Origin of the sequence: Leadbettera azotonutricia ZAS-9, from assembly GCF_000214355.1 — a bacterium.
Taxonomy (GTDB): Bacteria; Spirochaetota; Spirochaetia; order Treponematales; family Breznakiellaceae; genus Leadbettera; species Leadbettera azotonutricia.
On record NC_015577.1, the window covers coordinates 3210109 to 3222762 of the forward strand.

The 12654-nt window shown below is 47.8% G+C and carries 11 protein-coding genes; 2 read left to right on the forward strand and 9 right to left on the reverse strand.

Annotated elements, in window-relative coordinates:
- The first annotated feature begins 15 nt into the window (after positions 1 to 15).
- Complete coding sequence (gene mnmA, locus TREAZ_RS14145) at positions 16 to 1071, forward strand: tRNA 2-thiouridine(34) synthase MnmA (RefSeq protein WP_015712570.1); 1056 nt, start codon at positions 16 to 18, stop codon at positions 1069 to 1071.
- Here the strand turns inward: mnmA and hydE are convergent.
- The 6 genes from hydE to hydF form a co-directional block, all read right to left on the reverse strand.
- Positions 1061 to 2083: a [FeFe] hydrogenase H-cluster radical SAM maturase HydE gene (hydE, locus tag TREAZ_RS14150; RefSeq protein ID WP_015712571.1), complete on the reverse strand. Its 1023-nt coding sequence runs from the start codon at positions 2081 to 2083 to the stop codon at positions 1061 to 1063. The genes mnmA and hydE overlap by 11 nt on opposite strands.
- Positions 2076 to 3500 carry a [FeFe] hydrogenase H-cluster radical SAM maturase HydG gene (hydG, locus tag TREAZ_RS14155; RefSeq protein ID WP_015712572.1) on the reverse strand — a complete coding sequence of 475 codons (1425 nt, stop codon included), beginning with the start codon at positions 3498 to 3500 and terminating at the stop codon, positions 2076 to 2078. The genes hydE and hydG overlap by 8 nt, the downstream gene beginning before the upstream one ends.
- Positions 3497 to 3766, reverse strand: coding sequence for a TM1266 family iron-only hydrogenase system putative regulator (locus TREAZ_RS14160; protein ID WP_015712573.1), 270 nt, complete (start codon positions 3764 to 3766; stop codon positions 3497 to 3499). The genes hydG and TREAZ_RS14160 overlap by 4 nt, the downstream gene beginning before the upstream one ends.
- A gap of 150 nt (positions 3767 to 3916) precedes the next feature.
- Positions 3917 to 5236, reverse strand: coding sequence for an aspartate ammonia-lyase (locus tag TREAZ_RS14165; protein WP_015712574.1), 1320 nt, complete (start codon positions 5234 to 5236; stop codon positions 3917 to 3919).
- Complete coding sequence (locus TREAZ_RS14170) at positions 5236 to 5715, reverse strand: flavodoxin family protein (RefSeq protein WP_015712575.1); 480 nt, start codon at positions 5713 to 5715, stop codon at positions 5236 to 5238. Before TREAZ_RS14170 ends, TREAZ_RS14165 begins: the two co-directional genes overlap by 1 nt.
- Positions 5712 to 6953 (reverse strand): [FeFe] hydrogenase H-cluster maturation GTPase HydF, encoded by a 1242-nt coding sequence (gene hydF, locus TREAZ_RS14175; RefSeq protein WP_245535037.1) that lies wholly within the window; start codon positions 6951 to 6953, stop codon positions 5712 to 5714. The genes TREAZ_RS14170 and hydF overlap by 4 nt, the downstream gene beginning before the upstream one ends.
- Before the next feature lie 30 nt (positions 6954 to 6983).
- On the opposite strand from hydF, the gene TREAZ_RS14180 reads away from it, so the two are divergent.
- Positions 6984 to 8768 (forward strand): ABC transporter ATP-binding protein, encoded by a 1785-nt coding sequence (locus TREAZ_RS14180; protein WP_015712577.1) that lies wholly within the window; start codon positions 6984 to 6986, stop codon positions 8766 to 8768.
- Here TREAZ_RS14180 and TREAZ_RS14185 read toward each other — a convergent pair.
- From TREAZ_RS14185 to TREAZ_RS14195, 3 genes are read right to left on the reverse strand one after another with little or no spacing between them, the layout of a single operon-like run.
- Complete coding sequence (locus tag TREAZ_RS14185; RefSeq protein ID WP_015712578.1) at positions 8734 to 10836, reverse strand: glutaminase domain-containing protein; 2103 nt, start codon at positions 10834 to 10836, stop codon at positions 8734 to 8736. The two genes, TREAZ_RS14180 and TREAZ_RS14185, sit on opposite strands and share 35 nt — an antisense overlap.
- On the reverse strand, positions 10837 to 11670 hold the full coding sequence (locus tag TREAZ_RS14190) for a carbohydrate ABC transporter permease (protein WP_015712579.1): 834 nt from the start codon (positions 11668 to 11670) through the stop codon (positions 10837 to 10839).
- Positions 11667 to 12569, reverse strand: a complete 903-nt coding sequence (locus TREAZ_RS14195; protein ID WP_015712580.1) for a carbohydrate ABC transporter permease — start codon at positions 12567 to 12569, stop codon at positions 11667 to 11669. Before TREAZ_RS14195 ends, TREAZ_RS14190 begins: the two co-directional genes overlap by 4 nt.
- Positions 12570 to 12654 lie beyond the last annotated feature (85 nt).

The following is a 12654-nucleotide window of genomic DNA, read 5'->3' on the forward strand; positions in this document are numbered from 1 at the left end:
GCAGCCAACGCGCCCATGAATGAAAAAGCAGTAATCGCCATGTCCGGGGGCGTGGACAGTTCCGTGGCGGCCTCCCTCATGCTCAGTCAGGGTTATGACTGCATAGGCATTACGCTGAAACTTTTTTCAGGCGGAAGCCGCTGCTGTTCCCTAGAGGACGTAAACGATGCCCGTGATGTGGCGTACCGTCTGGGCATGCCCCACTATGTGCTCAATTTTATTGAAGATTTTAAAGAAGACGTGATAGAACGTTTCATCAAAATATATGAAGAAGGGGGAACCCCCAACCCCTGCATTGACTGTAACCGCTCTATCAAATTTGAAAAACTCCTGCACCGGGCAAAGGAACTTGAATATGGTAACATCGTAACCGGCCACTATGCTCGTATCGAGAAGGATATTGCAAGCGGGCGTTATCTGTTAAAAAAAGCCATAGACGAAAAAAAAGACCAGAGCTATGTGCTGTACTGCCTTACTCAGGACCAGCTTGAACATACTATCTTCCCCCTGGGGGCTATGACCAAAACTGAAGTACGGGAAATCGCACTGCAAAAAGATTTTATCAACGCTAAAAAACACGATAGCCAGGACATCTGCTTTGTTCCCGACGGCAACTACGGCGGCTTTATGGAACAGTATACAGGCAGGCATTACCCCGAAGGGGACATCATCGACCTTAACGGAAAAGTCATAGGCAGGCACAAGGGCATAGTGCGCTACACTATCGGACAGAGGCGAGGCCTTGGCGTTGCCTGCAACGAACCGGTTTATGTAGCCCGCAAGGACATACGCAGTAATACTGTTACCATGGGGCCCGACGCTTCACTCTACTCAAAAAGCCTTGACGCCCATGGCATAAACCTCATTGCCTGCGCTGCTATCGAAAAACCCCTGCGTGTAAAAGTCAAAACCAGGTATCTCCAAAAGGAACAATGGGCATGGGCTGAACAAAGCGCCCCTGACACTATCCATGTTGAATTTGAGGAAGGCCAGCGGGCTGTGACGCCCGGACAGGCCATGGTGATGTACGACGGGGATATCGTGGTAGGCGGTGGAACAATCAGCTCATAGCAACAAGCTGTAAGCTCGGGTGATCTCCCCTGACCATCTTGGGTTCAAAACCATAACCCCGTATGCGCCCCTCCATGCAGAGGCGACATTCGGCAGCTTCGTCGCCAGTGCAAATTTTGTTGTCGTACAGGGCATAAAGCTTGCGTACCGCTTTGGGCGAAAGATTCGGCATCACCACATTCGCACCTGAGAGAAGCCCCTTTTCCCTACCCTTGGGATCGATGGTACCCAAAGCAGTGGTAGCCGGAATCAGGGCATCGGGCAAGAGCAGCCGCGTCAGTGCAACCATACGCAGGGTTTGGTTAAGCGAGCCTTGCCGGAAATGAGCAAAGGGCGTATCAGCCTGGGGGATAAAGGGGCCAATGCCCGCCATGTGAGGTTTCAGATCCTCAAGGAAGCGGAGATCCTCCAAAAGACATTCGGGGGTCTGAAAGGGGCTTCCGACCATAAAGCCCGCCCCAACCTGATAGCCGATTTCTTTCAATATATAAAGACATTCTTTCCGTTCCGAAAGCTTCATGGCCTCTGGATGCATTTTTTTATAATGATCATCGTTGGCGGTCTCATGGCGCAGGAGATAGCGGTTTGCGCCCGCCTCGAAATAGGCTTCGTAACTTTGTCGGCTTTTTTCTCCAATGGAGAGGGTAATGGCATGATCGGGATATTCTTTCCGTATAAGTTGCACAATTTCTACAATACGGTCATCGGTAAAATACGGATCTTCCCCGCCCTGGAGCACAAAAGTTTTATAACCCAGCAGGTCCCCCATACGGCAGCAATTCAGTATTTCTTCCGCGCTAAGCCTGTAGCGTTTAACATTTTTGTTGCTTCCCCTGATGCCGCAGTAAAAGCAATCGTTTTTGCAATAATTGGTAAATTCGATGAGGCCCCGAAAATACACATCCTTTCCGTAATGTCCGGCGCGGATTTCCCGGGCCGCAGAAAAAAGTTCCTCCATCTCGGCGGGATCTTCGGTAGTAATAAAATGAAGCAGCTCGGCATCACTATACATAAAAATCCCGCTCGCCGGAGGAAAATATTTTATCGATATTCTGCGCAGCTTTGGTACGGATTATTTCATTTTGAATTTCGGGAAGGGAGTTTTTAATGGCAACCTGAGCCCTTTCTTTAAATAATAAATCACCGTAATCCTCTGCATATTCGCTCAGGGTCATGAGAGCATTGGGAAGGCAGACATTTTTTATCTGCCCTGATTTCGCAAGGCTCATAAAGCGGTCGCCGGTACGGCCTGAACGGTAACAGGCGGTACAGAAGCTGGGTATGTATCCGTCATCCATGAGTTCGGAAATTATTTCCAAGGCAGTACGTTCATCGTTTACAAAGAACTGGGGGTTGGCGGCTTCTTGGTGTTCCCGTTTTGCATACCCCCCAACATCGGTGCTTGAACCTGCACTGATCTGTGAAATCCCCATCCGAAGCAGCTTTGTCCTCATGCGGTGATTTTCCCTGGTGGAAAGTATCATCCCCGTAAAGGGAACCGCCAGCCTGATAATTGCAACGATCCGTTCAAAAGTTTCGTCATCCACCAGATGGGGAAAATTCTCAATATCCATACCTGCGGCAGGACAAAGGCGGGGAACGGAAATAGTATGAAAGCCAACGTTGAATTCCTTTTCAAGATGTTCGTTGTGGATCATGAGGCCCAAAACTTCATAATACGGATCAGCCAAACCGAAAAGCACACCTCCCCCGACATCGTCAATGCCGCCCTCATGGGCGCGGTCAAAGGCAGTAAGATGATAGGTAAAATCCTTTTTCGGCCCCGAAACATGCACCTTTTCGTACGTGGGTTGATGGTAGGTTTCCTGGAAAAGTATGTACGTCCCTATGCCCACGTCCGCAAGTTTTTTGTAATTCTCAACTTTGGTGGCGGCGATATTCACATTGATGCGCCTTATGGCGCCGTTTTCAAACTTCATGTCATAGATGGTCTTCATGCAGTCGAGTATGTAATCAATGGGGCAAATTTCGTCATGCTCGCCCGCCTCAAGGGCAATCCTCTTGTGCCCCATGGACTCGAGTATCTTCACTTCCTCCCTGATTTCATCCATGCTGAGCTTACGCCTTCCGAATTCATGGCTGCAGTTGTAACTGCAATAGGCGCAGCGGTTTACACAGTAATCGCTCACATAGAGGGGAGCGAACATAACGATACGGTTGCCGTAAATATGGCGCTTTATTTCCCCCGCAATAGAAAAGATCCTTGCATTATGGACGGGATCTTTGGTGGTTAAAAGGCTTGCGATTTCAATATGGTTGAGGCCCTCAAAACGCTCAGCCTTGTCCAGTATTTTTTCAATTTCTGAACTCGCAGTGTTTTTTGATTCTTCAAGAAGCCCTTCGATATAGGCTTGATCGATAAAATTTTTAGTGTTTGTAAGAAAGGCTCTGTCCAGTTCCGCTGTCATTTGTCCGCCTCCTTGCCTTTTAATTCGCTGGAAACGGCAGTCTTGACGATTACCCCTTTGAGATTTCCCAATTTTCCTGTGAGGGAATTGATTTCGTCCAAATCACCCTGGAGAGTAATGGAGATGACCGCAAGGTCTTCCTCGTCTACAGGAATGCCCATGCGGCCTTTGACTATGCCCCTAAAGGCGGACACTGTTTCGTTAAAGCTTTTTTGGCTTGTCCGGGGGTTTTGCAAAATCGCCCCTATTACTGCAATTCGTTCCATTTTCGCTCCTAAGCTTGCCAGAATTAACTTGGCCCGCAAGGTCATAATTTAGTGCCACTTCCTGCAAGATTGCTCTCACTGGAAATGGATGTTTCATGTTAATCTGTTTTTAAAAATAAATCAACAACCCCACTCAAGCGGTCATAGCGCCTACAGCAAATCCAGGGCTTGCCTTACCCTTTCGGGATCGCCATTGTTCTCTGCAATAATCCGGTTTACTGTGTCATAACCCAAACGGGGGACATAAGAAGCTGCAAAGGCGCAGGAATTTTCAAGCAGGGCAGCACAGCGCCCCTCTACAGGTTCAAGTGTTTCTATGCATTTGGTGCGGAATATACGGACTGTCCTGCATAAAAGCAAAAGGCTTTCCAAAAGCGCATCGGCAATCAAGGGGGAAAAAGCATTAAGCTCGAATTCCCCCCGGCTCGCAGCGGCGGTAATGGCAAAATCATTGGCGGCAACTTTTATCCCGACCTGTATTGCCATCTCGGGTATCACGGGGTTTACTTTGCCGGGCATAATACTGCTCCCTTTTTGCATGGGCGCAAGCCGTATTTCACCCAGACCGCCTCGTGGACCCGAATTCATGAGCCTTAAGTCATTGGCTATTTTGGTCAAATTTACACCCAGGCTTTTAAGAAGCCCCGAAACTTCCACAAAGACATCGCAGTTTTGGGTCAGATCCATGGGGTATTCTGCTGCGGCAAGACCCATGCCGGTTATTTCCCTGAGCTGTTCCAGAACCCCATGGTGGTACAGCTTCTCATTTTTTCCTGCAAGGCCCACTGCGGCGCCGCCAAGGTTTACCTGCCTGAGCCTTTCTTCCACTTTGTAAAGACGCCAGCGATCACGTCCTATGGCTTGGGCGTAAGCGCCGAATTCTTCACCCAAGGTAATGGGGACTGCATCCATTAACTCAGTGCGCCCAAGTTTTTTTATACCGCTGTATTCGGTTTCCTTTTTCTGGAGGCTTTCCTGAAGCCTGGCACAGTTGTCGCTCAATTCACGCAGTAAATCTATGGCGGCAATGCGCAGGCTCGTGGGGTACACATCGTTGGTTGACTGGAGGCGGTTCACATGATCCAGGGGATGAATAATGGCATAAGCGCCTCTAGGCTTCCCCAATATTTCAAGGGCGAGGTTTGCGAGAACCTCGTTCACATTCATATTGGTGGAAGTCCCTGCCCCGCCCTGCAGGGCGTCAATTTTGAATTGGTCGTCAGCCTTGCCTTGAAGTACCTCATCGCAGGCTTGGGCAATGGCGCGGTATTTAAGGGCTTCGTCTTGAGAAGCCAGCTTGACAAGGCAAAGGGCAGCCGCCTTCTTCACCTTTACCATGGCGTAGATCAATTTAAGGCTTACCCTTTTGTATCCGAGAGAAAAGTTCTCCATTGCCCTGGCTGTTTGTGTCCCGTAAAAGGCATTATCAGGTATTTGAATTTCCCCCAATTCATCTTTTTCAGTGCGCATCAGAGCTTAATGGTTTTAATCCATTCATCAAGCTGGGCGCTTAATGTGTTTTTATCAATACTGCCGGGATTATGAAAATCAATTTCACCGGCAATGGTGTTTCCCGGGATCAGGGCCTTGAGTTTTTCCATAGCTCCGCCTTTGCCTCCTGCATGGCAGCAATAGAGGGCAACTTTTTTGCCCGTTATTTTAGTTCCCTTTAAAAAGGAAACCAGGGGAGGCGCAGGGGAGGCAGCCCATACGGGGCAGCCCAGGATGATCAAATCATAAGCGTCTATATTGATGGCCAGCGGCTTAACTGGAGGGGTCCTGTGCATAAACACCATGCTGCCGCCCCAGGCATATTTGGCAAAACCTTTCCTCTTTTTTGCATCTTTTAATTCCACAGGAAAAATATCCGCCTTGAATCTTTCCGCAAGAAGCGATGCAACCGCCGTGCTGTTGCCCTCAAAAGAATAATAAATAACCGCCGTTTTCATAAAACCTCCAATTCAGCAAGTATATGGGGAAATACTTCAAGGCTGCGCCTGAGTATGCCCTGCATAAACGCAATACTGATTCCATAATTGGTAAAGGGAACGCCCTGGTCTGCAGCACATTCCTGTCTGTAACGCATTTCCCTTTCGTTGAGCATACAGGCGCCGCAGTGTATGACCATCTCAAAAGAGGACAGATCCTCCGGATAATCACCCCCCGATGTAAACACAAATTCGGGATTCACCCCCGTATATTGCTTTATCCAACGGGGGAGTTTCACCGTTCCTATATCGTCGCACTGTTTGTGATGGGTGCAACCCTCGCATATCAGAATACGGCTTCCCTCCCCTATATGGTCAAGGTGTTTGACACCCCGAACAGCAGGAGCCAGGAAGCCCTTGTACCTGGCAAAAATTATCGAAAAAGAAGTGAGGGGAATATCAAGAGGCGTATCGGCGCTCGCCTTGGCAAAAACCTGGCTGTCTGTAATCACCAGGCTTGGCTTCTTTCCCAAATGCTCCAGAGTTTCCTTAAGCTCAAATTCTTTGACCACCACCGCAATTGCGTCAGTTTCAAGCACATCCCTGATGGTTTGTTGCTGGGGGAGTATGAGCCGCCCCTTGGGGGCAGCCTTATCGATAGGAGTTACCAATACCACAAAGTCGCCGGGCTTTATCAAATCCCCCACAAGCTGAAGCTTCATGTCTTCGGTATGCACAAGGCTTGCGATGAGATCTTTCAATGCTTCTATATTATGCCCTGTCTTTGCACTGACATAAATTTCATTTGCCTCAACTGCGGCGGAATTCAATGAACCTCCGGGAAGCTCATCGCACTTATTGTAAGCAATAATGTAAGTCACATTTTTATATTTAAAAATATCTAATAGATCATTGTCAGCCTTATCCCTGCCCAGCACTGCATCAACCACGAGAACAGCGACATCGGTCTTGTTGAGAACCTGTTTTGCCTTGAGAACCCGCTTGGCGCCAAGCTCCCCTTCATCGTCGATGCCGGGGGTATCAATAACCAGCACCGGCCCCAGGGGGAGAAGCTCCATGGCCTTGGAAACAGGATCTGTGGTGGTGCCCTTAACTTCGGAAACCACCGCCAGATCCTGGCCTGTGATTGCATTGAGAAGGCTCGACTTCCCCGCGTTGCGCCTGCCGAAAAAGCCTATATGCACCCTGTTCCCCGAAGGGGTATCGTTCAGTCCCATGGAATCCTTTTGGCACTTCAAACAGTGCCCTAAAATTGATACACTAGCATTATGCATCAAAAAATCAACTTCGACAAACCCCTATTGAAAATTTTCGCAGGATATTACAAGCCCCATTGGAAGCTGTTCGCAGCCGACATGTTCTGCGCCGCCCTTATCTCGGGTACAGATCTTGCCTTCCCCATGATGACTAAATTTACCATAGAGAAGCTCCTCCCAACAGGACGTTACCAATTCTTTTTTTTCCTTATAAGTCTTATGGTTGCGCTTTACCTCCTCAGGATGGGCTTTACCTATTTTGTGACTTATTGGGGGCATACCGTAGGGGCTTATATCGAGGCTGACATGAGGCGGGATCTTTTTAACCATCTTCAGGAGCTGCCCTTTTCTTTTTACGACAACAACCGCACAGGGCAGATTATGTCCCGGGTGACCACGGATCTTTTCGAAGTAACAGAACTTGCCCACCACGGACCCGAGGATCTGTTCATTTCCTTCCTTACCTTAATCGGCTCTTTCATCCTGGTCTTTACCATACGCTGGGAGATGGCAGCAGTCCTTTTAGTGATGGTTCCCCTGATGATCGTCATTACCATCGTTTCGCGGGGTACCATGAGGCTGGCTTCCCGGAAAGTAAAGGAGCGGACTGCGGAGATAAACGCTTCCCTTGAATCAAGCATCTCAGGCGCCAGGGTTGCCAAGGCCTTTACCAACGAATCCTACGAGACCGGAAAGTTCAAAGGGGGCAACGAAAATTTCAAAAATGCCAAAAAGAATTATTACAAGACCATGGCGGGTTTCCACAGCAAAGTCGAGTTTATGACCAACCTGCTTACAGTAACAGTCATAGCGGCTGGAGGCTTCCTTATTATGGGAGACAAGATGACCCTTGCAGAACTCATCACCTGCAATCTTTTTGTTGCCGCCTTTCTCCAGCCCATAAGGCGGCTTCAGAATTTTGTGGAACAGTTCACCACCGGTATGGCGGGCTTCGGCCGTTTTGCGGAAATCATGCGGATAATGCCCGATATACAGGACAGGCCCAATGCCTTCACCCTGGATCAAGTTAAAGGAAATATCGGGTATGAGGATGTCACCTTTGCCTATACTCAGGACGCTGCTGCCAGCGAACGCTATGTGCTTAGGAACATCAACCTGAATGTTCCCGCAGGAACAACCCTTGCCCTGGTGGGCCCCTCGGGCGGAGGCAAGACCACCCTTTGCCATCTCCTGCCTAGGTTTTACGAAACTTCAAAAGGCAGCATTACCATTGATGGCCACGACATCAGGGATGTGACCCTTGAATCATTGCGCCGCAATATAGGCATAGTCCAGCAGGAAGTTTTTCTCTTTGCAGGAACCATTAAAGAAAATATTGCCTATGGCAGAATTAACGCGACAGATGAAGAAATCATGGAAGCTGCAAAACAATCCGAGATCCACGATGATATTATGGAAATGCCCCAGGGCTATGATACGCTTGTGGGCGAACGGGGAATAAAACTTTCGGGAGGGCAGAAGCAGCGGGTTTCCATTGCCCGCATCTTCCTAAAAAACCCGCCCATACTCATACTCGACGAGGCCACAAGCGCCCTTGACTCCGCAACGGAATTGAAAATACAGAAAGCCCTGGAAGAACTTTCCCGGGGCCGCACCACCATGGTAATAGCCCACAGACTTTCGACCATAAGGAACGCCGGCCGCATCGTGGTCATAGACGACGAAGGCATACGCCAGCAGGGAACCCACAGCGAGCTTCTCGAAAGCGGCGGGCTCTATGCTGAATTACACGCGGCCCAGTTTAACGCATCCACTCATCAGCCAGGAGAAGCATGAAGAGACCGCCCTGCACAGTACGGTTCTGGAAATAGTAGTGCTTGGCGCTGATGGTATCATACCAGTCGGAGAAAGGAACCCTATCGGGAGTTTCGTGCAGGAATGCTGCAATGGGCGCTATCAGGGCTTCCCTTTCTTTAACATCTTTGGTAAATGCCGCGGTCCAAAGTATCCAGTCAGACTTGGTGTATTCCCTCCGTGAATCCAGGGGAACGCCGTATTTATTCTGCGTCTTGATATACCACTGTACTTCTTTCGCAAAGAGACTGTCGTCAAATAATTTGGTGCCAAAAAGTTTATCCCATACCAAATTGTATTTCAGTGCCCAGCCATCCTGCTTGTCAAACACTAACGCGCTGTGATCGCCCCTGGCAGTATTGGCAGTCCATTCATGGGCAAAGGTCTTTGCCTTGTCGTGGTATCTGGCAGCCTTGGCTTTGTCACCGACCATATCAAGAATAAGACCGAAAGCTTCAAGACCCATGATTGCCTTGGCCGCCAGATTGCAGTTATGGGCCAGATGACCTGCAAAGTCATCGGTACAAAGCTGCTCACCGGGGTCAGTGCCGTATGTCTCAAGATAAACCGCCCATTTTTCAAGAAGGGCGAGATAGGGCTTTGAAAAATCAGCGTTGCCTTCAGCCTTTGCAACTGCCGCCATCATAATGATCATGTTTCCGCATTCTTCCACCGGCATTTGATAACGAGGATCATAGGCGTCACTATTTGCAGGGAAGGCATAAAAATGGGGATATACTTCGGTATTCTTCATGTCCAAATTCTTTAACCCATAGACCTGTCCGGTTACATACGGATAACGTCCCGCATCATGGGGAGCAAAATCATAAATCCAAACAGAAAGCCCGGAAAAATGCAATATGGGTCTTAACATACCCTTAACCAGTTCAGGATTGTAGAGAAGATAGAGCGGCGTTGAAGGATAACTTATATCCACGGTGGCGGCGCAGCCATTGGAAAAACATTCTTTGGATATAAATAGCGCCTCCCCCTTTTCATCGGCTATGAGTTTATGGGCAGCGATACTTTGCCGATAAGCAAGGTTCGTTATAAGCTGGTAATCAGGGCCGCCTGAAGCAAGAGCCTTTTTATTTAATTCAGCGTCAAATTGGGCGCAGCGGTTTTTAATTGATGGATAATTTTCAATTCCTTCTTCGATAACACTCAGTATTGTTTTGCCATCCCTGGCCCAATAACCTCGTCGGGTTTCCCCGAAATAATTAATGGAGGCTGTATCGTCATAGGCGGCGGCAAAAAAACCTTCCTGGGCGCCGGAACCTGCCGCCGAGCTCGCAGAGCGAGGTTCCCCTCCGGACAAGACAGAAAATTTCAATTTTGCAGTCAGAGCTTCACCTGCACCTGAAATAAAAACCCTGCCCTGCCCTTCGGGAATTGCAAGGTAAAGGTAACCCCAGTCAATGCTCACATCATCGCCTGAATGGCTCAAAGGCGCCTGCTTTCGCTGACCCATCCATGCGGCAAAAGAATTGCTTAAATTGTGAATGCCGCTCACAAGGGGAACTGCATCATCTCCCATTTTACAGAAAGTACTGTCAAAAGAAAAATTGAGCTCAACTTCATGTGGCTTACCATCGGCAGACCGCACTTTAGCACTGATATAAGACAAGGGCCGTGAAAGCAGATCAATATCATCCAGCAGAAGGGGGGTCAAAAATGCAATTTCCAGGATTATCCCCGCGCCTTCAAAACGGTATTGGGAAGAAGTGGCAGTAATAAAGAAATCTTTTTGATCCAAAACAGGATCAGAACTATAGCCGAGGAAGCGGTAATTCTTTCCGTCTACAGAAGCAATACCCTTCATATTTTGCTTTCTTCCGGTCCAATGGACTGTATCAGCATCATAAAGCTTGTCTGCCGGGGACCATACAGAAAAATACGGATCGCATGTGATTAAGGGAACACTGGGAACTCTCGTTTTCATATTGATACCTGCCTGATTATTTTCTAAAGGAAAATTTCCTTTTGGAGATGATGAACATGAAGCCATAATTAAAATCATGGCGAAAATTAAAGGCTTTGAAAGACCCATTTATCCTTTAATACCCGACATAGCGATACCCTGGGTAATCTGCTTTTCAAAAATCAGGAATACAATAATTGCCGGAATTGAGGCAACCATTGTAGCAGTAGATGGAATAACATAATCCACCGAGTAGGTATTCGACAGGGTTGGAAGTCCCACTGGCAAGGTAAACATCCGTTCTCCCATGGCGCAAAGCAGGGGCCAAAGATAATTATTCCAGCTTCCCATAAAAGCAAAGATGCTTACCGTCACCAGCACAGTTCTTGAGAGAGGAAGTATGATCCGCGTAAAAATGGAAATATTCCGCGCACCGTCAAGCTGGGCTACCTCGATCAATTCATGGGGAATTCCCTTAAAAAAAGTAACCATGATTATCAGATTCATAGACCCCGCAATGGAGGGGAGTATCATTCCCGGATAACTGTCGATTAGGTTAAGTCCATTCACTGTAATAAAGAGAGGGACTATGGTCGCCTCTGTGGGTACCATGAGCCCCAGGAGGAAATAAAAATAGATTTTTTTCTTCCCGATAAATTCCATCTTCGCCAGGGGATACGCTGCAAGAGAAGAAATAAGGATCGTCGCTATGGTAGCGATAATTGCAATGAGTATGCTGTTATAAAACCAAATCGGAACTTTGCTGTTAAGCAGTATGGTAGGATAACTGGCCAGTGTATAAGGGGGCTTAAACCAGTCAAAGACAGTCCGCATGGGGGTTCCCTCGGCTTTCAATGAAACAAAAAGAGACCACAAAAGGGGGAAAATAAAAATAAAGGCAAAGATCAATGAAAGGATCGTTAATAAGACACTGCCTGGGTTATGCCTGCGTACATTGCTCATGATGCTTTCTCCTTTACATTTTGATACTTAATCTGAATAAATGAAAGTATCACCAAAATCAGAAAGAGAGCATAAGACATGGCGGCGCCATAGCTCAAATCATTTTGACGGAAGGCAGCTTCATAAACATATTGAATCAGCGGCCGGGTCATGCTGCCAGGCCCTCCCCGGGAAATAAGGTAAATCTGCCCGAATATTTTAAAGGACGCAATGATCTGCAGAAGAAGAACCAGATACGTAGTAGGCGCTAAAAGAGGCAGCGTTATTTTAAAAAGCTGACCGCCGCTGCCTGCACCGTCCAATTCCGCCGCTTCATATACCTGGGTGGGTATATCCTGAAGGGCCGATATATAAAGCATCATGGAAAAACCAATAGTCCACCAAACGGTAGTCAGGGTAACAACAAACCAGATAAGCGGAGGGCTCATCAGCCAGGTAATTTCCTGATCAGGCTTCAATATATTAAATGAATGGAGCATGGTACTCAAAAACCCCATATAGGGGGCAAATATTTTTGTCACGATTAATGAAACTACAGATACGGAAATTACAGTGGGGATGTAATAGCAAACTCTCAGGAGTTTCTTGCAGCCGCTTGCCCGGTTTGCCAATAATGCCAGAACCAATGATGTAACGATGAGGGCGGGAACAGAAATAATTACAAACCAGGTCGTATGCCAGAGGGCTTCCCAAAAGAATTTATCCGTAAGAAACCGGGTATAATTGCTGATGCCCAAAAAACGGATCTTCCCCATGAGGCCCCATTTATGGAGGCTCACATAGATCCCCTGGATTACCGGCCAGATAATAAAAAGCGTATACAAAAGCAGGAAAGGGAAAATAAACAAAAAAGCGGTGAGGGTCTTTTTTCCAATATGCTTGTCTCGTTTCTTCTCCATTTTGAGAATCCCCCATGGTAAAGAAAGTATCGCCAAACAACAAGGGAACCTCTGAAAACTTATATTCAGAGGTTCCCTGATTTAG